The organism is Anoxybacillus tepidamans PS2 (genome assembly GCF_000620165.1).
GTDB classification, from domain to species: Bacteria; Bacillota; Bacilli; order Bacillales; family Anoxybacillaceae; genus Anoxybacteroides; species Anoxybacteroides tepidamans_A.
This window is the reverse complement of sequence record NZ_JHVN01000003.1, coordinates 142898-164752: the sequence shown is the minus strand read 5'-3', so window position 1 is coordinate 164752 and position 21855 is coordinate 142898. Positions and strand designations below refer to the sequence as shown.

At 48.1% G+C, this 21855-nt stretch carries 25 protein-coding genes; 24 read left to right on the top strand and 1 reads right to left on the bottom strand.

Annotation, left to right across the window (positions count from 1 at the left end; genetic code table 11):
* Nucleotides 1–2: 2 nt before the first annotated feature.
* From aroB to ypjB, 22 genes are all read left to right on the top strand, one after another.
* The gene (aroB, locus tag N667_RS0105200) at nucleotides 3–1106 is read left to right on the top strand and encodes a 3-dehydroquinate synthase (protein ID WP_027408579.1); all 1104 of its coding nucleotides are present in this window, start codon (nucleotides 3–5) and stop codon (nucleotides 1104–1106) included.
* Nucleotides 1099–1479 (top strand): chorismate mutase, encoded by a 381-nt coding sequence (gene aroH / locus N667_RS0105195; protein WP_027408578.1) that lies wholly within the window; start codon nucleotides 1099–1101, stop codon nucleotides 1477–1479. The genes aroB and aroH overlap by 8 nt, the downstream gene beginning before the upstream one ends.
* Before the next feature lies 1 nt (nucleotide 1480).
* The gene (locus N667_RS20320; RefSeq protein WP_269528345.1) at nucleotides 1481–1612 is read left to right on the top strand and encodes a hypothetical protein; all 132 of its coding nucleotides are present in this window, start codon (nucleotides 1481–1483) and stop codon (nucleotides 1610–1612) included.
* Between the two features lie 510 nt (nucleotides 1613–2122).
* Nucleotides 2123–3649, top strand: coding sequence for an anthranilate synthase component I (gene trpE, locus N667_RS0105190; RefSeq protein ID WP_027408577.1), 1527 nt, complete (start codon nucleotides 2123–2125; stop codon nucleotides 3647–3649).
* Nucleotides 3642–4661, top strand: a complete 1020-nt coding sequence (gene trpD / locus N667_RS0105185) for an anthranilate phosphoribosyltransferase (protein WP_027408576.1) — start codon at nucleotides 3642–3644, stop codon at nucleotides 4659–4661. Before trpE ends, trpD begins: the two co-directional genes overlap by 8 nt.
* The gene (gene trpC / locus N667_RS0105180; protein WP_027408575.1) at nucleotides 4654–5430 is read left to right on the top strand and encodes an indole-3-glycerol phosphate synthase TrpC; all 777 of its coding nucleotides are present in this window, start codon (nucleotides 4654–4656) and stop codon (nucleotides 5428–5430) included. Before trpD ends, trpC begins: the two co-directional genes overlap by 8 nt.
* The gene (locus tag N667_RS0105175; RefSeq protein ID WP_198020518.1) at nucleotides 5396–6067 is read left to right on the top strand and encodes a phosphoribosylanthranilate isomerase; all 672 of its coding nucleotides are present in this window, start codon (nucleotides 5396–5398) and stop codon (nucleotides 6065–6067) included. Before trpC ends, N667_RS0105175 begins: the two co-directional genes overlap by 35 nt.
* Nucleotides 6048–7262 (top strand): tryptophan synthase subunit beta, encoded by a 1215-nt coding sequence (gene trpB / locus N667_RS0105170; protein WP_027408573.1) that lies wholly within the window; start codon nucleotides 6048–6050, stop codon nucleotides 7260–7262. Before N667_RS0105175 ends, trpB begins: the two co-directional genes overlap by 20 nt.
* Nucleotides 7263–7266: 4 nt before the next feature.
* Nucleotides 7267–8049 carry a tryptophan synthase subunit alpha gene (gene trpA / locus N667_RS0105165; RefSeq protein ID WP_051529972.1) on the top strand — a complete coding sequence of 261 codons (783 nt, stop codon included), beginning with the start codon at nucleotides 7267–7269 and terminating at the stop codon, nucleotides 8047–8049.
* A gap of 29 nt (nucleotides 8050–8078) precedes the next feature.
* Complete coding sequence (gene hisC / locus N667_RS0105160; protein WP_027408571.1) at nucleotides 8079–9176, top strand: histidinol-phosphate transaminase; 1098 nt, start codon at nucleotides 8079–8081, stop codon at nucleotides 9174–9176.
* Nucleotides 9177–9228: 52 nt separating this feature from the next.
* Nucleotides 9229–10332 (top strand): prephenate dehydrogenase, encoded by a 1104-nt coding sequence (locus N667_RS0105155; protein WP_027408570.1) that lies wholly within the window; start codon nucleotides 9229–9231, stop codon nucleotides 10330–10332.
* Between the two features lie 12 nt (nucleotides 10333–10344).
* The gene (gene aroA / locus N667_RS0105150; RefSeq protein WP_027408569.1) at nucleotides 10345–11640 is read left to right on the top strand and encodes a 3-phosphoshikimate 1-carboxyvinyltransferase; all 1296 of its coding nucleotides are present in this window, start codon (nucleotides 10345–10347) and stop codon (nucleotides 11638–11640) included.
* Between the two features lie 295 nt (nucleotides 11641–11935).
* Nucleotides 11936–12166 carry a DUF3953 domain-containing protein gene (locus N667_RS0105145; RefSeq protein ID WP_027408568.1) on the top strand — a complete coding sequence of 77 codons (231 nt, stop codon included), beginning with the start codon at nucleotides 11936–11938 and terminating at the stop codon, nucleotides 12164–12166.
* A gap of 69 nt (nucleotides 12167–12235) precedes the next feature.
* Nucleotides 12236–13138, top strand: coding sequence for a hypothetical protein (locus N667_RS0105140; RefSeq protein ID WP_027408567.1), 903 nt, complete (start codon nucleotides 12236–12238; stop codon nucleotides 13136–13138).
* 14 nt (nucleotides 13139–13152) lie between these two features.
* Complete coding sequence (locus tag N667_RS0105135) at nucleotides 13153–14409, top strand: tetratricopeptide repeat protein (protein WP_027408566.1); 1257 nt, start codon at nucleotides 13153–13155, stop codon at nucleotides 14407–14409.
* 58 nt (nucleotides 14410–14467) lie between these two features.
* Nucleotides 14468–14998 carry a ReoY family proteolytic degradation factor gene (locus N667_RS0105130; protein WP_027408565.1) on the top strand — a complete coding sequence of 177 codons (531 nt, stop codon included), beginning with the start codon at nucleotides 14468–14470 and terminating at the stop codon, nucleotides 14996–14998.
* A 130-nt stretch (nucleotides 14999–15128) separates the two neighbouring features.
* Nucleotides 15129–15584: a YpiF family protein gene (locus N667_RS0105125; RefSeq protein WP_027408564.1), complete on the top strand. Its 456-nt coding sequence runs from the start codon at nucleotides 15129–15131 to the stop codon at nucleotides 15582–15584.
* Between the two features lie 145 nt (nucleotides 15585–15729).
* A complete protein-coding gene (locus tag N667_RS0105120) occupies nucleotides 15730–16239 on the top strand; it encodes a ubiquinol-cytochrome c reductase iron-sulfur subunit (RefSeq protein ID WP_027408563.1) in 510 nt (169 codons plus the stop codon).
* Between the two features lie 3 nt (nucleotides 16240–16242).
* Entirely contained in the window at nucleotides 16243–16917 is a 675-nt protein-coding gene (gene qcrB / locus N667_RS0105115; protein WP_027408562.1) for a menaquinol-cytochrome c reductase cytochrome b subunit, read from the top strand.
* A 50-nt stretch (nucleotides 16918–16967) separates the two neighbouring features.
* Nucleotides 16968–17735: a menaquinol-cytochrome c reductase cytochrome b/c subunit gene (locus tag N667_RS0105110; protein WP_027408561.1), complete on the top strand. Its 768-nt coding sequence runs from the start codon at nucleotides 16968–16970 to the stop codon at nucleotides 17733–17735.
* Nucleotides 17736–17805: 70 nt separating this feature from the next.
* Nucleotides 17806–18417 (top strand): DUF1405 domain-containing protein, encoded by a 612-nt coding sequence (locus N667_RS18305; RefSeq protein ID WP_051529966.1) that lies wholly within the window; start codon nucleotides 17806–17808, stop codon nucleotides 18415–18417.
* 177 nt (nucleotides 18418–18594) lie between these two features.
* Nucleotides 18595–19380, top strand: coding sequence for a sporulation protein YpjB (gene ypjB / locus N667_RS0105100; protein WP_027408560.1), 786 nt, complete (start codon nucleotides 18595–18597; stop codon nucleotides 19378–19380).
* Between the two features lie 191 nt (nucleotides 19381–19571).
* Here the strand turns inward: ypjB and N667_RS0105095 are convergent, their stop codons facing one another.
* Entirely contained in the window at nucleotides 19572–20444 is an 873-nt protein-coding gene (locus tag N667_RS0105095; protein WP_027408559.1) for a YitT family protein, read from the bottom strand.
* A gap of 134 nt (nucleotides 20445–20578) precedes the next feature.
* Here N667_RS0105095 and N667_RS0105090 point away from each other — a divergent pair, with 134 nt between their 5' ends.
* Both N667_RS0105090 and dapB read left to right on the top strand, forming a co-directional pair.
* On the top strand, nucleotides 20579–20908 hold the full coding sequence (locus N667_RS0105090; RefSeq protein ID WP_027408558.1) for a nucleotide pyrophosphohydrolase: 330 nt from the start codon (nucleotides 20579–20581) through the stop codon (nucleotides 20906–20908).
* A gap of 11 nt (nucleotides 20909–20919) precedes the next feature.
* Entirely contained in the window at nucleotides 20920–21714 is a 795-nt protein-coding gene (gene dapB / locus N667_RS0105085) for a 4-hydroxy-tetrahydrodipicolinate reductase (protein WP_409978170.1), read from the top strand.
* Nucleotides 21715–21855: the final 141 nt, after the last annotated feature.

Sequence of the window (21855 nt, the reverse complement as noted above, 5' to 3'; positions counted from 1 at the left end):
CAATGGAACGAACGATGATCGAAACAGCGACAAAACAATACCCGCTTTTTTTAGGCGAAGGGATAACGGAATCGCTTTCACATTTGCTGCAAGAGCTCGGTTTTCAAAAGCGTACGAAACTGCTGATCGTTACGGACGAAACGCTTGAACGCTTGTACTTGGCGGACCTCATGGCCGCGCTCAGGCACGATTACGATGTGTATGTGCACATTATTCCAAGCGGGGAGGCGGCGAAGTCGTTTGAGCATTATTATGCGTGCCAAACCGCTGCTCTCTCTTATGGACTGGATCGCCACTCGCTCATTATCGCGTTTGGCGGCGGGGTGGTTGGCGATTTGGCAGGCTTTGTGGCAGCGACGTTTATGCGCGGCATTTCCTACGTGCAAATGCCGACGACATTGCTCGCGCATGACAGTGCGGTCGGGGGAAAAGTGGCGATCAACCATCCGCTTGGTAAAAATATGATTGGCGCGTTTCATCAGCCGGAGGCCGTCATTTATGATACAGCGTTTTTAAAGTCACTGCCGGAAAAAGAACTGCGCTCTGGCTTTGCTGAGATCATTAAACATTCTCTCATTGGCGACCGTTCGTTTTACGAGTGGCTGCGAACAAATATTCATAGCTTAGAAGATGTTAAAGGGGACAAGTTGCAATATTGCATTCAACAAGGAATTGCAGTAAAGGCGCGCATCGTATGTGAGGATGAAAAAGAGACGGGGGTACGCGCGCACTTGAATTTTGGCCATACGCTAGGGCACGCGCTTGAGAGCGAACTCGGGTATGGAGCGATCACGCACGGGGATGCGGTGGCGCTCGGCATGCTGTTTGCCATTTTTGTCAGCGAGCGCGTTTATGGCTTATCGTTTGCAAACTATCGCTTGCAACAATGGTTCGCATCGTTCGGGTTCCCTGTGTCGCTCCCGCCGCAGCTCGCCCCGAAACGGTTGCTGCAAAAAATGAAGGGCGATAAAAAGGCGAAAGCCGGAAACGTCCGCATGGTACTTTTAAAAGATGTCGGCAGCGTCCACATCGAGACGGTGGAGGATGAACAGCTGTTATCGCTGCTATACGAATTTTCACAAAGAGAGGAAGAAGAGCATGATTAGAGGGATTCGCGGCGCAACGACAGTCATGAACAATGAAGCAACGGAGATTGTCGATGCGACGGAAGAATTGCTCCGGGAAATGATTCGGGCGAACGATGTGGAAGCGAGCGATGTGGCAAACGTCTTGATTTCAGTGACGGACGATTTGACCGCCGCTTTTCCGGCACAGGCGCTTCGCCGCATTGATGGATGGACGTATGTGCCGGTCATGTGCATGCGGGAAATTCCCGTTCCTGGCTCCTTGCCGCGCTGCATTCGGGTGATGATGACCGTACAGACGAAAAAAGCACAAGAAGAAATCGTCCATATTTACCTGCGGAACGCGACCCAGCTTCGACCAGATTTAACGTTGACAAAAAAAGAAGATTTGTAATATGATAACAAAAAGCGGAAGCAGCCCGACTAGCCGCGTCGGGCAAATGTTCTCCGCCCGCAAGAAGCGACTTGCGCTTCGAGGGAGGAGGTTATTTGACAGGGAGCGGCTGGCTGCTGGAGCTGGATTATAGGAAAAAGCGGAAGCAGCCCGACTAGCCGCGACAGGCAAATGTTCTCCGCCCGCAAGAAGCGACTTGCGCTTCGAGGGAGGAGGTTATTTGACAGGGAGCGGCTGGCTGCTGGAGCTGGATTATAGGAAAAAGCGGAAGCAGCCCGACTAGCCGCGACAGGCAAATGTTCTCCGCCCGCAAGAAGTGCTCTGCACTTCAAGGGAGGGGGTTATTTGACAGGGAGCGGCTGGCTGCTGAAGCTAGATTACAAGAAAAAGCGGAAGCAGGGCGAACCGATGCGTCGGTGAGCCGCAGCATAGATTGCAAGTTGAGTGAGAGAGTTAGTTGTCTGTCAGTTTAGACAGTGAGATTAAGTGAGATGAGCATAGGGTAGATGAGAATGAGTGAGTTTAGCTGAGGTGAGCATATTTAGCGAACAATCTACCCAAAGACATAAGCGTCTTTGGGTTTTCCTCTTTATTATGCCTCATAAACCCTCATTCTCCGTCCGAACAAACGGAGGAGAGAGACATGAGAAACTGCACATTTACCACCTTTTTAGAAGATTCCAGACAGTTTCGAACTGTTCCAATTATGCGCCGTTTTTTCGCGGATATATTGGAGCCGTTGCAACTCTTTGAAAACCTGAAAAACGAAGCGAGTTTTCTATTAGAAAGTAAAGATGAGCATTCCCCGTGGTCGCGCTATTCGTTCATTGGGCTTGCACCTTTTTTGACAATTGAAAGCGAAGACGGGCGATTATTTTCCATCGTCGATGAGCACGGAACGGAAATAGCGGCAGCGGCCTCTTTAAAAGAGGCGTTGCATTATGTCGAACAGCAATTGCAGGTGAAACCAATTGAAACGGATCTTCCGTTTACCGGCGGCGCGGTTGGGTATTTAGGCTATGATTTGATTTCGTCGATTGAGAAAGTTCCTGTTCATGCTTGCCGTGACATCAAGATGAAAATCGTGCATTTCACTGTTTGCCAATCGCTGATTGCGTTTGACCATGCGACGCGGGAAATTGCCCTGTTTCATTACGTTCGCCTGCAAGACGGGGACAGCGAGCAAACAAAACGGCAAAAGTACGAAGAAGCGCTGCAAACGATCGAAGCGATTATGAAAAAGGCGACTGCAGGGATTAGCCAGCCGGTTTTGCCGTGGGCAGCCGATGAACAAAGAGCGCGCGCCTCGTTTGAACGAGTCGCCTCGACGTACGAGCGCACAGCTTTTTTGCGCGATGTCGAAACAATTAAGCGGTATATCGCGGCCGGAGATATTTTTCAAGCGGTGTTGTCACAGCGGTTTTCACTGCCGATTGCCGTCACCGGCTTTCAATTGTACCGCATGCTTCGAAAGATCAATCCATCGCCGTACATGTTTTACATTCAAACGAATGAAGTGGAGATTGTCGGCAGCTCGCCCGAAAAGCTTGTGCAAGTGCAGCAGCGCCACATTGAAATTCATCCGATCGCCGGGACGCGCCGACGGGGAAGAACGGAAGAAGAAGACGAAGCGCTGGCGCGAGAGTTATTAAACGATCCGAAAGAACGGGCGGAGCATTATATGCTCGTTGATTTGGCGCGTAACGATGTTGGCAAGGTGGCCAAATACGGCACTGTTCATGCGCCAGTGCTAATGGAAATCGGCAAGTTTTCCCACGTGATGCATCTTATTTCTAAAGTGACCGGTGAGTTGAGAGATGATATCCATCCGATTGATGCGCTACTTTCGGCATTTCCGGCGGGCACGGTGAGCGGAGCGCCAAAAGTGCGGGCGATGCAGATTCTAAATGAGCTTGAACCGGTGGCACGGAACGTATATGCAGGTGCGATTGCTTACATCGGATTTGACGGAAATATCGACTCATGTATCGCCATACGTACCGCTATTGTGAAAGATGGCTATGCATATGTGCAAGCAGGCGCCGGTATTGTCGCTGATTCTGTTCCGGAATTAGAATGGAACGAAACGCGCAATAAAGCAAGCGCGCTAATGAAAGCAATCGAACTGGCGGAAGCGGTGTTTGGAAAAGGGGGACGTCTGTATGCTTAAACAGCTGTTAACCAAGTGCATCGAAGGACAGCCATTAACGGAGCAGGAAGCATACGAAGCGATGGGAGCGATCATGTCAGGAGAAGCAACAGCAAGCCAAATCGCGAGCCTCTTGTCGATTTTGCGCCTGCGGGGCGAAACAGTGGATGAATTGACCGGATTTGTCCGCGGCATGCGGGATAAAATGATGCGTATTGACTATGAAGAGGAAGTCATTGATACGTGCGGAACAGGCGGCGATGAAAAAGGAACATTTAACATCTCAACGGCCGCGGCGATCGTCGCTTCAGCGGCGGGCGCTAAAGTCGCCAAGCATGGGAATCGGGCTGTTTCGTCGAAAAGCGGCAGCGCTGATGTGTTAGAGGCGCTTGGGGTTCACATTCAAGGAACGCCGGAGGAGGCGAAAGCGGCATTGAAAACAAAAGGATTGGCGTTTTTGTTCGCTCCTTTGTACCATGCGGCGATGAAGCACGCGGCAGGCCCGCGCAAGGAAATTGGTTTTCGGACCGCTTTTAACTTGCTCGGACCGCTTTCGAACCCGGCTCGGTGCAAAAAGCAAGTGATCGGAGTATATTCGACGCGCTATGCGGAGAAGCTGGCGGAAACCGCAAAACGGCTTGGCTCCTCACACGTGTTATTCGTCACAGGGAAGGATGGGCTCGATGAGTGCAGCATCGCGGCGGAAACAGATATCGTCGAATTAAAAGACGGCCGCATTCGCCGCTTCGTCCTAACGCCGGAAGAGTGCGGGCTTCCCCGCGGTAAAATCGAAGACATTCAAGTTCATACGGTCGCCCAAAGCGCCGCTCTGCTTCAGGCAGCGGTTGAGGGAACGGCCAACGAAAGCGCTGTGAACATCATCTCCTTAAATGCTGGTCTCGCTCTTTATGTCGCGGAAAAAGCGGCAACGATCCGTGAAGGGGTCGAGATGGCGAAGGAAGCGATCATGACGAAACAGGCGCTTGCACAATTGCGCCGCCTGCAAATGAAAGAGGTGGAACGCTATGCTTGAAAACATTTTGGCGACGAAGCGAAAAGAAATCGAAACATTAACATTGCCAAGGCGCGTGGATGTGCCGCGCGTTTCGCTCCGCGCCGCGCTCGAAAAACAAGCGCGCCCAGTGGCGCTTATCGCCGAAGTGAAAAAGGCATCACCGTCGAAAGGCATCATAAGGCCGGATTTTCAGCCGGTCGATATCGCCAAAGCGTATGAACAAGCCGGTGCGGACGCTATTTCTGTTTTAACGGATGCGCCTTATTTCCAAGGGCATCGGCAATACTTGACGGCGATTAAGCAAATTGTCCGCATTCCAGTGCTGCGTAAAGACTTTATTATTGACCGTTTGCAAATTGAAGAAAGCGCAAGGATAGGAGCGGATGCCATTTTGTTAATCGGCGAGGCGCTTTCGCCTAAGGCGTTATATGAATTATATCAAGAGGCATATGAGAAAGGGATGGAGTGCCTAGTCGAAGTGCATAGCCGAGAAACGTTAGAAAGAATTTTAGAACTATTTACACCAGCGATCATCGGAATTAATAACCGCGATTTGCGCACCTTTACAACGACGCTAAATACAACGAAAGAAGTAGCGCCGTTTGTTCCGAAAGAATGTCTCATTGTCAGCGAAAGCGGCATCGCTTGTCCGTCCGATTTGCAAAAAGTGCAGGCGTACGGGGCGGATGCGGTGTTAGTCGGGGAATCGCTCATGCGAAAGAACGATGTCAGCCAAGCGATCTATGAGCTGTATGGGGAGGCGGAAACGATTGAGCGTTCTTCTTAAATATTGCGGTCATCGTTCTCTTGCTGATTTACAGAAAGGGGCGCAAAGTGCCGCGCATTATCTCGGGCTCATTTTTGCTGAAAGCAAACGAAAAGTAGAGGTTTCCCAGGTCAAACAGTGGCTTGAAGCGGTCGAATTGAATGGCAAAAAGCTTGTGGGGGTATTTGTTAACAGCGAGCTCGAATACATTCGTTTTGTAGCGCATTCTGTACCGCTTTCCGTCATTCAATGTCACGGCCATGAAACCGTCGAACAAGTAGCGGCTATTAAGAAAGCAACAAACTGTCTTGTCTGGAAAGTGATTCATCATCGCGAAGGGGCGCTTGGCAACATGAAGAAGTATGCAAGAGTTGTAGATGGATATGTTGTGGACAGCCGAGTGAACGGTGCGTGGGGCGGAACGGGAGTCGCCTTTGATTGGGACGCGGTTCCTTTTTACATCGAAGAAGCGAATAGGCAGGGAGTTCCTTGTTTTATCGCCGGGGGCATTGCGCCTCATAATATCGATCGGCTGCTTTCGTACCAGCCGCACGGTATTGACATTAGCAGCGGCATTGAAGAAAACGGTGAAAAAAGCATGGCAAAAATGATCGAGATTGAAAAGAAGGTGATGCATAGTGTACGATATGCCAAATGAAATTGGGAGATTCGGAGAGTTCGGCGGGAGATTTGTGCCGGAAACGTTAATGCGGCCGCTTGAAGAACTAGAGAGGGAATTCAAGCGGGCGCTCGCTGATGAATTGTTTCACGTGGAATATATTCGTATTTTGCAAGAATATTCGGGCCGCCCGACGGCGCTTACGTATGCTGCCAATCTAACGGAAAAGCTGAATGGAGCGAAAATTTATTTGAAACGCGAGGATTTAAACCATACGGGCGCCCATAAAATTAATAATGCGATTGGGCAGGCGCTGCTAGCAAAGCGGATGGGAAAGAAAAAATTAATTGCGGAGACGGGGGCGGGCCAGCACGGGGTAGCGGCAGCCACAGTCGCGGCGCGCTTTGGGATGGAATGCATCGTGTTTATGGGCGAAGAGGATATTAAACGTCAAGAGTTAAACGTATTCCGCATGAAATTGCTAGGGGCAGAAGTTGTTCCGGTTGCAAGCGGCAATCGGACGTTAAAAGATGCGACGAACGAGGCGATTCGCTACTGGGTCCAGCATTGCGATGATCATTTTTACATGATTGGCTCTGTTGTCGGACCGCATCCTTATCCGAAAATGGTGCGCGAGTTTCAAAGAATCATTGGTGAGGAAGCGAAGCAGCAGTTTATCGAACGGGAAGGGAAGCTGCCGGACGCTGTTATAGCGTGCGTCGGCGGCGGCAGCAACGCCATCGGCATGTTTTATCCATTTTTAGAAGAGAAGGTTGCGCTTGTCGGGGTGGAAGCGGCTGGAAAGGGCGTTGACACGCTGTACCATGCCGCAACGATTACAAAAGGAAGAAAAGGAGTCATTCACGGTTCGCTGACATATTTGCTTCAGGATGAATACGGACAAATTACGGAGCCATATTCGATTTCCGCTGGGCTTGATTACCCCGGTGTTGGTCCGGAGCATGCTTACTTAGCGAGCATCGGCCGCGTCCGCTATGAAAGCGTGACAGATGAGGAAGCGCTTGAAGCATTCGAGATGCTCGCCCGTGAGGAAGGGATCATTCCAGCGATTGAATCAGCCCACGCGCTTGCTAAAGCGATAGAAATAGCGAAAAAACTTCCGAAAGAAAAAACAGTGCTCGTTTGCTTATCTGGTCGCGGCGATAAAGATGTTCAAGCGATCATGAGCCATTTAAAAGGAGGGATGGACGTTGCGACTGTCCACCGCAGCTAAAACGATGTTTATTCCGTTTATCGTTGCCGGCGATCCGCATCCAGACTTGACCATTGAGCTTGCCCTTGAACTTCAGCAGGCGGGCGCGGATATTTTAGAATTAGGTGTCCCTTATTCAGACCCGCTTGCTGATGGTCCTACTATTCAGCGCGCCGCGGCACGGGCGTTGAAAGGGGGCATGACGCTTCCAAAAGCGATTGAACTAGTGTCTTTAATGCGAAAAAAAGGTGTGAAAATTCCAATTATTATCTTTACGTATTACAATCCTGTGTTACAATTAGGAGAAGAATTTTTCTTCGCTTTAGCGAAGGAAAACGGGGTGGACGGCGTCCTCATTCCTGATTTGCCATTTGAAGAAAGCGAGCCGATTCGAAGACTGAGCGCATCTACCGGGCTATCGTTGATTTCGCTAGTCGCGCCGACATCGAAGCAGCGAATCGAAAAAATCGCCTCTTCGGCGCAAGGATTTTTATACTGCGTATCGTCGCTAGGGGTCACCGGTATGCGCGATACGCTGCCGGATGAGCTTGAAGCGTTTTTATCCGAAGTGAAGCGGTACAGCCGCGTTCCGGCAGCGGTTGGTTTCGGCATTTCGACAAGCGAGCAAGTAAGCATGCTGAAGCATTGCAGCGACGGTATCGTGATTGGCAGCGCGCTCGTACAAAAAGTTGAGCAGCTGCTTGATGCATTGCAGCGGGAAGAAACGAAGCAGGAAGCGCTCAGCGAGTTTCGCCGCTACGTTCAAATGTTGACTGCACCATTGAACCAACGCTGCGCTCCCGAATAAAGTGTTAAATTTCGCAATGAGGTGAGAACATGAAACTTAAAAACCAATTGCAAGGGCTGCCTCCGTACCAACCGGGAAAATCGATGGAGGAAGTAAAGCAGCAATACGGTCTGACAGAGGTTGTGAAGCTCGCATCGAACGAAAATCCATACGGTTGTTCGAAAGCGGTAAAAGAAGCGATTGCCATTGAACTAGACCGGCTCGCTTTGTATCCGGACGGATATGCGCGCAAGCTTCGGGAAACGGTAGCACGGCATGTTGGGGTGAAGGAGACGGAACTTATTTTTGGAAATGGCTCGGATGAAGTGGTGCAAATTATTTGCCGCGCTTTTTTATCCGCCGGCACGAATACGGTCATGGCGACGCCAACGTTTCCGCAATACCGGCATAACGCGGTCATTGAGGGGGCGGAAATTCGCGAAGTTCCGCTTACGGAAGGCCGCCACGACTTGCCAAAAATGCTTGAAGCGATCGATGATAAGACGCGAGTCGTTTGGATATGCAACCCGAACAACCCGAGCGGAACGTATGTCAATGAAGCGGAATTATCCGCCTTTTTGCAGCAAGTACCGAAGCACGTGCTCGTTGTGGTCGACGAGGCGTATTATGAATATGTGACGGCGGCCAATTATCCGCAAACGGTGCCGCTTCTAAGCCAGTACGATAACTTGATGATTTTACGGACGTTTTCAAAAGCGTATGGGCTCGCTGCTTTGCGCGTTGGCTACGGCATCGCGAGCGAAGCGCTCATTCAGCAAATCGAGCCGGCGCGTGAACCGTTCAACACATCGAGCGTTGCCCAAGCGGCAGCCGTTGCCGCACTTGGCGATCAAGAGTTCATTAAGCAATGCGCTGCGCAAAATAAAGAGCAGCTTGAAGCATTTTACCGTTTTTGTGAAGAAAATGGGCTATTCTATTATCCTTCCGAAGCAAATTTCATTTTGATTGATTTCGGCATTGAAGGAAATAAAGTGTTTCAATATTTATTAGAACGCGGTATCATCGTCCGTTCCGGCAATGCGCTCGGATTTCCGACTTCAGTGCGCATTACGGTCGGAACGGAAGAACAAAACCGCAAAGTGTTCGCAGCACTTGCACAGATGTTAAAGGAAAAACAACTCGTCTAAACGCCCGCTTGCGTCTTGCGGCGGGCGCATGGAACAAGAGAAGGTGAAACGATTGAAAGGAACGGTATTTGTCGTTGGGCTCGGGCTGATTGGCGGCTCGATGGCGCTTGCGATTAAAAAAGAACATCCGGAAGCGGTGATTGTCGGCTTTGACGTCAATGAGGATGAAGCGAAGCTGGCAAAAACACTTGCGGTCATTGATGAAATCGCTCCTTCGCTCGAAGCGGGAATGGAGCAGGCGGATCTCGTCATTTTGGCGACGCCGGTGATGCAGACGGAAAAAATTTTGGAGGACATCCTCAGCTTCCGATTAAAGCCGTCGGCGATTGTCACGGATGTCGGCAGCACGAAACAGCGCATTGTCAAGCATGCGAAGCAGCTAGTGGAAAAAGGGATTGTTTTTATCGGAGGGCATCCGATGGCCGGTTCACATAAAAGCGGTGTGACGGCGGCGAGGGCGCATTTATTTGAAAATGCGTTTTATATTTTAACGCCGACGGAGGATGTGCCGCTTGATGCAGTGGAGCGGCTCAAGGGATGGCTGAAGGGGACGAAAGCGAATTTTGTGATTTTGTCGCCGAAAGAACACGACCGGATTACTGGCGTCATCAGCCATTTTCCGCACATTATTGCGGCAAGTCTCGTTCACCAAGCGCAGCGGCATGAAAGCGAAGATGAGCTTGTCAGCCGCTTGGCGGCGGGCGGATTTCGCGATATTACGCGCATTGCTTCAAGCAACCCGGAAATGTGGCGCGACATTTTTATACATAATAAAGACGAGCTTCTCGCGCTGTTTGACCGATGGCTGTCTGAGATGAATATGCTTCGCTCGCTCGTTGAAGAAGAAAAGAGCGAAGAGATTTACCGCTATTTTTTAGAAGCGAAGCAATTTCGCGATGGATTGCCGGTACGGACGAAAGGCGCGATTCCGTCTTTTTACGATTTGTATGTCGACGTTCCGGACTATCCAGGGGTGATTTCCGAAATTACCGGCTATTTGGCCAAGGAGCGCATCAGTATTACGAATATCCGCATTATCGAAACGAGAGAAGAAATTTACGGAGTGCTTCGTTTAAGCTTTCAAAGCGAGGAAGATCGCGAACGGGCCAAACAGTGCATCAGCAAATATACAAATTACGAAACGTATGAGGGATGAGGGGGGAAGAGTATGCAGCTATTACGAACAAACGTCCCATCGCTAAGGGGAACGATTCAAGTGCCCGGCGATAAATCGATTTCCCACCGTGCGGTCATGCTTGGAGCGATTGCCAATGGAACGACGACGATCGCCAATTTTTTGGCGGGAGAAGATTGTTTAAGCACGATTGATTGTTTTCGTAAAATGGGGGTCGCGATTACGCAAAATGGAACGGATGTTATTGTGGAAGGAAAAGGGATCGAAGGGCTGAAGGAGCCGACTGAAATTTTAAACGTCGGAAACTCTGGAACGACGACGCGGCTATTGCTTGGCATTTTAGCTGGATGTTCGTTCCACGCCTGCCTTATCGGCGATGAGTCGATTGCCAAGCGGCCGATGGCGCGAGTGACAAAGCCTTTAGCGATGATGGGTGCGCGCATCGATGGACGCGACGGCGGCAACTATACGCCACTTTCGATTCGCGGGGGACATTTGCAGCCGATTCAATACCATTCTCCAGTGGCGAGCGCGCAAGTGAAATCGGCGATTTTATTGGCTGGATTGATGACCGATGGCACAACGACCGTTACGGAGCCGGTAAAATCACGCGATCATACGGAACGGATGGTGCGCTTATTTGGCGGGAAGGTCGATGTTGACGCCTTGACGGTGTCAGTGAGCGGCAAGCAGCAGTTAAAAGGTACGAACGTCTATGTTCCCGGCGATATTTCGTCAGCTGCCTTCTTCTTAGTGGCTGGAGCGATCGTGCCTGACAGCGAGATCGTCTTGCAAAACGTCGGCCTCAATCCGACGAGAACAGGCATTCTCGACGTGCTTCAGCAAATGGGGGCGGATGTGGCGATTGAAAACATCCGGAACGAAGACACGGAACCGATCGGCGACATTATGATCCGCACATCGGCGCTGAAGGCGACCGAAATTGGCGGCGCCCTTATTCCGCGGCTTATTGACGAAATTCCGATTATCGCGCTTCTTGCCACGCAAGCAGAGGGCACGACAATTATCAAAGATGCGGCCGAGCTGAAAGTGAAAGAAACGAACCGGATTGATACGGTTGTATCGGAATTAAGGAAGCTTGGCGCTCATATTGAAGCGACGGAAGACGGCATGATCATTCGCGGAAAAACGCCGCTTAAAGCGGATGGAGTGACAGTCGATAGCCACGGCGACCATCGCATCGGCATGATGCTCGCTGTCGCCGCCTGCATCACCGAAGGAACGATGTCGCTGAACCGCCCGGAAGCGATCGCTGTCTCATATCCGACATTTTTTGAGCATTTGCAAATACTGAGTGAACAGAAATAAAAGGGGCTGATTTGCGCCCCTTTTTGTTGTTTTATAGCATACAATAACGGGCTGTTAATACTTGTGTAACGAGATCAGATTGGCAGCCGAACAAATTAGTGGAATATTGCTTTGTTCCTTTTTTCCTTCGAGCACGTCAATTTGGTGCGGAAACGCTTTTTTTCGTTAAGCTAAAATATTTTACTATTACTATAAGAAGAAATGGTTTTTTCGTTTATTAAGATTATCAAAATTCAATGCATGGTCTACTCAATCAACAGAACAAGTTTGTTCAAAAAAGAAAGGAGAGGCAATCTTGTTGAAAATTTTGCGTTATGCTTTATCAATATTAACTCTCTTATTTACTACTTATGGGCTAATCACGAAAAATTTTGAGTTTAATCATATTATGACATTACTTTTAGGTCTAACAATGTTGATGATGGGATTAGAAGAAATTCAAAAAGAGCGAAAAGCGAATGGTTGGCTGTTTATTCTTGTTTTTTTATTTTCATTATTTGTATCAGTCCAAGGGCTTTCATTATAAAAAATATTCATACGCTTTCCTATTCTCTCATAGCTTGTCTTAAGGACAAGTGTGGGAGGAGTGGAAAGTGTGCCTTACATTATTGATAATGCCCATGTTGTGAAGAATGGGAAGCTAGAGCGCTATTCATTTATTATTGACGGAAACCGAATTGATTATATAAGCGAGAAGATGAGCTTTTATCAATGGATGCGCATGTCAGTCGGCGAATTTTGGTTGACGCCGGGACATGTGATGCTCGATTTTTCTTTGCAAGAACCGCGTTCTTTTTCCGACTTGAAGCAATATATGCAACGGCATTTCCTTGCCAGAGGATGCACAACACTTCTCGCTGTGTGCGATGTGCTGTATGAGAGGCAGTTAGTGAAAGCGCTACAAAAGCTTCGGCAAAATTTATTGAACAGCCCCATTGATTATTTCATCGGTGTGAAAATTCCCCTTCGTACGTTGACTCCTTCGTTTATCAGAGCATGCAAACAATATAAAATTCCTGTCGTTTTTATTGAGCTAAAAGGAGACGAACGGCTAGATGAGATCGCATGGAGCTGGATGTACGAAGCGTTTGTCTCGTATCCGGTTGCGCTCGTTCCGCACTGGAAAGAAGAAGTTGCGCCCAAAAGACTGCAAGAGAACTGGCGTGAACGGTTGTCCGCTCACCGTATTCCGTTCATTCCTTTTTCATTAAAAGAACGAATGCCTCTCCCTCTAGATGTACTAAAGAAAATTGGCATTTACCCGCAAAAAGGAGATCTTCGCATCGGTGGCGAAGTAGATTATAACTTGTACTTGCGACCGCCGCTAAGCGACTTAGTTGCCGAAACGCCGGTTGTCGATTATGATAAACATGTTCCGATTATTACGGTCCATAACGGAAAAGTGGTTAAGGCGGGCGAACAAGTATTTTTCCATCCCGGCTTCGGCAAAGAAAGAATCGTGCGGGCACCGGGAATGTTTGCTGCATACTTTGAGTAAGGAAGTGTAGACGAATGAAGCGAGTCGAAGAAATCGTTCAGCTTGTAGAAAGCGGAGAGGTTGAAAAAGCGCTTGCGCTCATTCCGAAAGTAAAAGCGGAAGCGAGCGACGATGAAAAATATATGCTAGCCGAGCAGCTCTTTTCATGGGGAGTGCTTGACGAGGCGCGAGCGATGATGGAGGAGCTTGCGCTTCGCTATCCGGACGAGGGAGAAGTGCGGTTGTTTTTAGCAGAAATTTATACGGAATTAGATGAAGAAGAAAAAGCGTTGGAAATATTAGCAGACATCAATGAGGATGACCCGTTATTTCCGCGAGCGTGTCTGCTTGCTGCTGACCTTTATCAAATGCAGGGGCTTGAGGAAGTGAGCGAGCAAAAGCTCCAAAAAGCGCTCGAGCGGCTGCCGGATGAGCCGCTCCTTGAGTTTGCGCTTGCGGAATTATACTTTTCGACGGGTCAGTATCAAAAAAGCATTGATTTGTATCAAAAAGTGCTCGAACAAGAAACAAGCATCGCCGGAACTTTTATTCCGGAACGGTTGGCGGAATCATTCAGCTTGCTCGGGGAATTTGAACAAGCGCTTCCATATTATGAACAGACGCTGCAAGAAAAAATCGATAGCCATACGCTGTTTGGATACGGATTTACCGCGTTTCAGGCGGAATATTACCAGACGGCGATTGAAAAACTAACAGAGTTAAAAGAGCTCGACCGAGATTATGCGCCGCTTTATTTATATTTGGCGAAGGCGCAGGAACACGAGGGACAGCTTGCTAAAAGTTACGAAACGGCAAAAGAAGGGCTGCTTGTCGATGAATGGAATAAGGAGTTGTTGCTGTTCGCTGGAAAAATCGCCATAAAGCTTGGCAAAGCGGAGGAGGCAGAAGCACATTTACGCAAAGCGGTTGAAATAGACCCAGGCTATATCGAGGCACTTCTTGCCTTAGCATCGATGCTCATGCATGACGAGCGCTATGAAGCGGCGATCGATTTCATCGAACAAGCGCTTCAACAAGGGGAATACGATCCGCAATTCGAATGGGTGCTCGCTCGGGCGAAACATAAGCTCGAGATGTATTCCGATGCATTAAACCATTATCAAGAGGCATATACTTTCTTTAAGAATGATGTCGAGTTTCTTGAAGAATATGGATATTTCCTCATTGAGGATGGAGATCGCGAACGTGCGAAAGCGATGTTTCAACAAATCGTGCGCCTCGATCCTGCCCATACGGAAGCTGCCCAGATGCTGCTTGAATTGGAAGAGTAACGGGCTTGCGGTGACATAGCACCTCTTTCTTTCAAAACGATAGAGGGGGAGGAGAAGAATGACAGTATCGGTGAGTGAGAAAAAGGAGTTCATCCGTTGGTTTTTAAGTCATTATCAATTAAAAAGGCGCGAGTGTGTATGGATTTTAAACTATCTTATGAGCCATGATCAACTGATGCAAAAAGTGCATTTTGTGGAAAACGCCCAATATTGTCCGCGCGGGATGGTGATGTCAACTCACTGTGTCGATGATGTCCCATTTCGATTTTATAAAGAAAATGTCATGACGACCGATGCAGAAAAATCGTTTCATGATATTCGCCTCAATCGCGACGAAGATATTTATATTCAGCTCAATTTCCGCGCTTCGTTCCATTCACCGCAATATGTTGCCGTGCTTGAAGAAAACCCGTACGCGCCGAAACATGTGCAGGTTAGTGAAAAAGATCAAATATTGGCGGAACAATTTTTAGAGAAATCGCTTTACAATTTTCAAAAGGAGCGGCTGATGAAACTGATTGATGAGGCGCTTGACCGCCAAGACGAACAAGAATTCAAGCGTCTGACTGAACAGTTAAGACGGCTCTAAATATAAAGTTACAAAATTGAACGTTTTATATGCCGGGGACCTTGCGAACAGCAAGGTTTTTCTTTTTTTCTAAAAGTATGTTATGGTGATAAAGAAGAATGTAATATTGGAAAAAAGGGGAGAATGAACAGTGAAATGGACAGCTAATGATGTGGACATGTACGAAAAAGAAAGGCAATACATTGATACGGCTGTCATTCCTCTTATTCCGCTCACCTTATCCGAGGGAGCGAAAGCGGCGGTTTCCGGAGGAGAGTTTGTGCAGCTTTTGACGAGTGAGATCGAACGGCAGTTGAAAGGGCGTTTATTTTTGCTTCCGCCGTTTGCCTACTTTACTGCGGAGGAACAAAGCGCGCGCACGGAGCGGTTAAACGATTGGACGAGCCAACTGAAAGAAAGCGGGTTGCATCACGTGTTTTATGTCACGGGCGATCGAGCGTGGAAGGAATATGAGCCAGATCTTTTGGGAGAGTTGTTTTTGCTTCCAGTTGTTCCATTTGAACATATGGATGAAGCGTATAAACGGCAAATCGTCCATGACCAAACATCGAAGCTATTAAACGCTTTCATTTCCAGATGGACGTAGCGAACGTTGTCGGAATGTGAGCGTTTTCACCGACGATTGTATTGACCTTGTCTCCATCTTGAGCTATCATTAGAATGTCCTAGTTTTATATGTGTTATAAGATTTCGTCCGGATGGACTTAACTTTACATAGAGGGGGGAAAATGATGAGCGAGAAGAAACACCGTGTATCAAGACGCCAATTTTTAAACTACACGTTAACGGGTGTAGGCGGATTCATGGCCGCAGGAATTCTCATGCCAATGGCACGCTTTGCGTTGGATCCAATTTTAAAAGGAGAAGCAGGCGCAGAATTGGTGCCGGTTGCGCAAGTGAAAGACATCACAACCGAGCCGCAGCGCTTTGACTTTAAAGTAAAAGTGAAAGACGCATGGTATGAATCGGAAGAGCCAAAATCGGCATGGGTGTACAAAGATGACAAGGGAGAAATCGTCGCGTTATCTCCGATCTGTAAGCATCTTGGCTGTACCGTTAACTGGAATGCGGATAAAGCGCATCCAAACCAATTCTTCTGTCCGTGCCACTACGGCCGCTATACGAAAGACGGCACGAACGTTCCGGGAACGCCGCCGATGCATCCACTAGACCGCTACGAGTACAAAGTGAAAGACGGCAAATTGTATTTAGGTAAAGCGAAACCACGAGGGGAGGCGTAATACGTGTTAAACAAGATTTATGACTGGGTGGACGAACGTCTTGATATTACGCCTTTGTGGCGCGATATCGCTGACCATGAGGTTCCGGAACATGTTAACCCGGCACATCATTTTTCTGCGTTCGTTTACTGCTTTGGCGGACTTACATTCTTCGTTACCGTCATCCAAATTTTGTCAGGGATGTTCTTGACGATGTACTACGTTCCGGACATTAAAAACGCTTGGGAATCAGTGTATTATTTGCAAAACGAAGTTGCCTTCGGTCAAATTGTGCGCGGTATGCACCACTGGGGAGCAAGTCTCGTTATCGTTATGATGTTTTTACATACGTTGCGCGTCTTTTTCCAAGGGGCATATAAAAAACCGCGTGAATTAAACTGGATTGTCGGTGTACTAATTTTCATGGTAATGATGGGGCTTGGTTTCACAGGTTACTTATTGCCTTGGGATATGAAAGCGCTATTTGCGACAAAAGTAGGTTTGCAAATTGCTGAGGCGACGCCTGTCATCGGTACGGCAGTGAAGACGTTGTTGGCAGGGCATCCAGAGATCGTCGGTGCTCAAACGTTGACGCGTTTCTTCGCGATTCACGTTTTCTTCTTGCCAGGTGCATTGCTTGGCTTAATGGCGGCGCACTTCTTAATGATTCGCAAACAAGGTATCTCTGGTCCACTGTAAAATGTACTGATAATTTCATCAGTCTATGAGACAAAGGAGGGGAACATGATATGCATCGCGGAAAAGGGATGAAATTCGTCGGCGACTCCCGCGTTTCTGCTGTAAGAAAGCCGAATATCCCGAAAGACTATTCGGAATATCCGGGGAAAACAGAAGCGTTTTGGCCGAACTTCTTGCTGAAGGAATGGATGGTCGGTTCTGTCTTTTTAGTTGGGTTTTTATGCTTAACCGTTGCCCATCCGTCTCCGTTAGAGCGTATCGCTGACCCAACAGATACGTCATATATTCCGCTTCCAGACTGGTATTTCTTATTCTTATACCAATTGTTGAAATATTCATATGCTTCAGGTCCATATACGGTTATCGGTGCGATCATCATGCCGGGGCTTGCGTTCGGATCTTTATTGCTTGCTCCGTTTCTAGATCGCGGACCGGAGCGTCGTCCGTTAAAGCGTCCGGTAGCCGTCGGTATGATGTTATTAACGCTTGCGGCGATGGTTTACTTAACTTGGGAATCGGTTGTCACTCACGACTGGAAAAAAGCAGCGGAACAAGGTAAAATCCGTGCCCAAGTTGAAATTGACAAAAATGCGGAAGGCTATAAGATTGCCCAAGCGAATACGTGTACAACTTGCCACGGCGAAAATTTATCGGGCGGAGCTGCAGCGCCTTCGCTTGTCGGCACAGGGCTGAAGCCTGAAGAGATCGCTCACATTGCGAGAAACGGTAGAGGCGGCATGCCAAAAGGCGTGTTTAAAGGTACGGATGAAGAGTTGAAAAAACTCTCTGAATTTATCGCAGGATTAAAAGAAAAATAATAAAAGCAATGCGAAAGAAGCTGGCTATTATAGTCAGCTTCTTTGTTTAACAAAAGAAAGTAGGTGTAGTATGAAGTGGGTGCTTCCTTTGCTCATAAATCGTTCTTTTCTATGGATGATGCTTGCGGCCAATATCGCTGGAACGGTTTACGGATACATATGGTACGGTCATCAGCTTGCCGAGACGCCAGCTAAATTTTTATTGTTCGTGCCCGATAGCCCAACGGCGAGCTTGTTTTTTGTGTTCGTTTTATTCGCTTTTTTATTGAACAGAAACTGGTCGCTCTTTGAAGCATTAGCGATTGTGACATTGTTTAAATATGGAATTTGGGCGGTGGTGATGAATATACTCGTGTGGAAGGTGACGGGAACGCTTGGCTGGCAAGGATGGATGCTGATTGTTTCACATGGGGCGATGGCGGTTGAAGGGATTTTGTACTCTCCATTTTACCGGATAAAGGGTTGGCATTTAGCGCTTGCCGCTGTATGGACGTTGCATAATGATGTGATTGATTACGTATTTCGCATGCTCCCGCGTTACAGCATGTTGGAACAATATGTACCGCAAATCGGCTACTTTACCTTTTGGCTTAGCATCGCTTCTATCGGCATCGCTTACGTTTTGTGCGTAAGAAAGGGATGGTTCGGTTCACATGTGGATGGACCAATCAAAACGAATTGAGAGCGCTTGATTACTCGCCTTATTTAACACATTCACCGAGAAGTCTCCCGCCTCTAAACGGAGTGTAGGCGGGGGAGATTCATCAGTACATAGCTGTTTGCAATTTTCGCTGAAATCATGGTCTAACCTTGTCCATCTCCTCATACATTGATAATAGTTAGCAGAGGAGGGACAAGAATGAGGCGGATAGCGATTATGTTGCTCATCATGATCGTTTATGTATTTCCGTCGGCCGCGTATGCCACGCATCATGACGGGTGGAGCCGGCTTGACGAAATTTCAGACGAAGCATTGCAGCTTGCGAAAAACAAACGTTTTGAAGAGGCGAAAGAAGTATTGAACTACTTTTCAGATCAGTTTTTAAAATTGAACGCGCGGGAGCGGCTGAAATCAATGGATGAGCTGCGCGCGATTACGGTTACGCACGAAAATGCGTTAAAGACGATTACCGCATCGACATTGCCAGCGGAAGACCGCATCGATCAAGTAGCTCAGTTCCGGCTTGTCATCGACGCGGTTCATTCTAATTATCAACCGCTTTGGACGGAAATGGAACCTTCTGTGATGAATGCCTTTGAACAAATCGAAAAGGCGGTCAAACGAAGAAGCAAGTCTGAGTTTCAAGCGGCGCTACGGCACTTTTTGCGCCAATATGAAATCATTGAGCCAAGCGTGAAAATCGATGTCGAGCCGGACTGGGCAAAAAAAGCGGACGCCGATATTGAACAGCTGCAAACGCCGAAATTTCAAACGTTGAATCAAGCTCAGCAACAGCAGATGCTCTCGCAAATGAAAGGAGATTTTCAGGCCTTATTCCATCATATGAAAAAAGATGAAGCCGACCCGTCGCTATGGTGGGTGATGATTTCGACTGGAGGCATGATCGTGCTGACGCTCACGTACGTCGGTTTCCGTAAATACCGCGGGGAAAAACAAAAAACAAGATCGCATGACGAACAATAAAAGGGCGGATCGCCATCCGCCCTTTTTTGCATGAGCGCTTTTATATTATGAAGCCGCTGAAAATTAGCCGATGGAAGAATGGTCGAAAATAATAAGCTTTAAAAACCGGCTTCCCGTGTGAGTCGAGAAGCCGATTTTTACATACTTAGCGGGAAGTCTTCCACCCCTAAATGAGTGTAGGTGGGAGAGGCTTATTCAGGCTGAATCGGCTGTTTGTTTTCGTCAAGGGTGAACCCTTCGCCGAGCACGTCGTGGACATCGGTAACGGCAACGAAGGCGTGCGGATCGACCGACGTAATAACGCTTTTCAAACGCGGCAGTTCGTTTTTCGCCACTACACAATAAAGCACATCGCGCTCACGATTGGTATATGAGCCGCGCCCTTTTAATACGGTTACGCCTCGTTCCATTTCGGTTAAAATTTTATGAGCGACTTCTTCACTTTTCTCAGAAATAATAGTGGCTCCTTTCGCGGCGTATCCGCTTTCTTGTAAGAAGTCGATAACGCGGGCGCCGACGAAGACAGCGACGAGCGTATACATCGCCTCACGGTATGAAAGATATAACAGCGACATCGCAATAACGACTGCGTCAAAGGCAAACATCGTTTTTCCCATGCTAATTCCCCTGTATTTATAAAGAAGGCGGGCGATAATGTCAACGCCGCCAGTCGTGCCGCCGTAACGGAAAATGATTCCGAGCCCGATGCCGACAAACACCCCGGCAAACAGCGCCGCAAGCGTCAAATCATGCTTTAACGGCATGTGAATGGCGTAGCGCTGGAATAGCCACAGGAAAAGGGACAAACTTACTGTTCCTATTATGGTGTACAAAAAAGAATGGCGGCCAAGCAACTTCCATCCGATAAAAAAGAGCGGGATATTCAAAAGCAAGTTCGTAATCGACGGATCAATCCCGAAGAGAAAGTAAAGGAGAAGCGTGATACCAGTCACTCCGCCTTCCGCTAAATTGTTCTGCATATTAAAATGAACGAGTCCGAATGCAAAAATAGCCGCACCGAGCAAAATGAATACGATATTTTTAATTTTGAGCCCCCAAACCATACAGCACCTCCGCACATTAGTAATAGCTAGCGCCTTAATTATAGTGGAACTTGTCGATTTGGGCAACGCGGCTCAAAAATATTTGTCAAAAACGCTGCTTTTGGCTAACATGGAAACATGAGAGGTGACAGTACATGACGGAAAAAACAATGAAACAACTTCAACAAGAAGTCGATGAGTATATTAGCCAATTTAAAGAAGGCTATTTCAGCCCGCTGGCGATGCTGGCGCGGCTGACAGAAGAGCTAGGAGAATTGGCAAGGGAAGTGAACCATTATTACGGAGAAAAGCCAAAAAAGAAATCCGAGGCAGAGAAGACGATTGAAGAAGAGTTAGGCGATTTATTGTTTGTTCTTATTTGCTTCGCCAATTCACTACATATTGATTTGCAAGAAGCCCATGATATGGTAATGGAGAAATTTCGCACACGTGACAAAAATCGCTGGACGAGAAAGGAAGGATAAAGATCATGGAAATGATTAAAGTAGCTGTCGCGGGACCGCGCGGGCGGATGGGACGCGAGGCGGTAGCGCTCGTGCATCAAACGGAGCATTTTCAGCTCGTTGCTGTTATTGACCGGGCCAATGATGGCAAAGATTTGGCGGAGGTCGATGGATTTTCCGGCATTCATGCGCCGATTTATACAGATATTGAGCGTTGTTTTCAAGAAGCGAAACCGGACGTACTTATTGATTTGACGACGCCGGAAGCTGGCAAGCGCCATACGGAAATCGCTTTGCACTACGGCGTTCGACCGGTAGTTGGAACGACCGGGTTTACGCAAGAGGAGATTGAACAGCTAACAAAGCTTGCTGAGGAAAGGGAAATTGGGGCGATTATTGCGCCGAACTTTGCCGTTGGGGCTATTTTGATGATGAAATTCGCGCAAATGGCCGCCAAATATTTTACCGATGTCGAGATCATTGAACTGCATCACGACCAGAAATTGGATGCACCGTCAGGAACAGCGGTTAAAACAGCGCAGTTGATTTCCGCCGTAAGGCCATCGAAAAAGCAAGGGCATCCGGATGAGAAAGAAACGCTTGAAGGAGCGCGCGGTGCGGAGTATGACGGCATTCCGATTCATAGTGTGCGCCTGCCGGGATTTGTCGCTCATCAGGAAGTGATTTTTGGCGGGAACGGACAAGCATTAACCATTCGCCATGACTCGTTCCATCGCGGATCATTTATGTCTGGCGTCAAGCTGTCAGTAGAAACGGTCATGAAACTGCAGACGCTTGTGTACGGCTTAGAGCACATTATTGAATAGCAAGCGTTCGTGATTTTGAGGATAAATAAGTAGAGGAAATAAGCGCTTCTGCTTCGGTCGGCACCAGATTTCGCCGGCCGATGCGCGAATCTGCCGTTAAAGTGAAATAGTCTAGCAGGAAACAGTTGCGATCGATGTTTT

Coding starts and splice junctions, on each gene's coding strand:
- aroH (WP_027408578.1), top strand. CDS start 1,099: ATGATTAGAGGGATTCGCGGCGCAACGACAGTCATGAACAATGAAGCA.
- trpC (WP_027408575.1), top strand. CDS start 4,654: ATGCTTGAAAACATTTTGGCGACGAAGCGAAAAGAAATCGAAACATTA.
- ypjB (WP_027408560.1), top strand. CDS start 18,595: ATGAGGCGGATAGCGATTATGTTGCTCATCATGATCGTTTATGTATTT.
- N667_RS0105130 (WP_027408565.1), top strand. CDS start 14,468: ATGACAGTATCGGTGAGTGAGAAAAAGGAGTTCATCCGTTGGTTTTTA.
- N667_RS0105090 (WP_027408558.1), top strand. CDS start 20,579: ATGACGGAAAAAACAATGAAACAACTTCAACAAGAAGTCGATGAGTAT.
- N667_RS0105135 (WP_027408566.1), top strand. CDS start 13,153: ATGAAGCGAGTCGAAGAAATCGTTCAGCTTGTAGAAAGCGGAGAGGTT.
- N667_RS18305 (WP_051529966.1), top strand. CDS start 17,806: ATGAAGTGGGTGCTTCCTTTGCTCATAAATCGTTCTTTTCTATGGATG.
- N667_RS0105120 (WP_027408563.1), top strand. CDS start 15,730: ATGAGCGAGAAGAAACACCGTGTATCAAGACGCCAATTTTTAAACTAC.
- trpA (WP_051529972.1), top strand. CDS start 7,267: ATGTTTATTCCGTTTATCGTTGCCGGCGATCCGCATCCAGACTTGACC.
- dapB (WP_409978170.1), top strand. CDS start 20,920: ATGATTAAAGTAGCTGTCGCGGGACCGCGCGGGCGGATGGGACGCGAG.
- trpE (WP_027408577.1), top strand. CDS start 2,123: ATGAGAAACTGCACATTTACCACCTTTTTAGAAGATTCCAGACAGTTT.
- aroA (WP_027408569.1), top strand. CDS start 10,345: ATGCAGCTATTACGAACAAACGTCCCATCGCTAAGGGGAACGATTCAA.
- N667_RS0105175 (WP_198020518.1), top strand. CDS start 5,396: ATGGGGAGGCGGAAACGATTGAGCGTTCTTCTTAAATATTGCGGTCAT.
- aroB (WP_027408579.1), top strand. CDS start 3: ATGGAACGAACGATGATCGAAACAGCGACAAAACAATACCCGCTTTTT.
- trpD (WP_027408576.1), top strand. CDS start 3,642: ATGCTTAAACAGCTGTTAACCAAGTGCATCGAAGGACAGCCATTAACG.
- hisC (WP_027408571.1), top strand. CDS start 8,079: ATGAAACTTAAAAACCAATTGCAAGGGCTGCCTCCGTACCAACCGGGA.
- N667_RS20320 (WP_269528345.1), top strand. CDS start 1,481: ATGATAACAAAAAGCGGAAGCAGCCCGACTAGCCGCGTCGGGCAAATG.
- N667_RS0105095 (WP_027408559.1), bottom strand. CDS start 20,444: ATGGTTTGGGGGCTCAAAATTAAAAATATCGTATTCATTTTGCTCGGT.
- N667_RS0105110 (WP_027408561.1), top strand. CDS start 16,968: ATGCATCGCGGAAAAGGGATGAAATTCGTCGGCGACTCCCGCGTTTCT.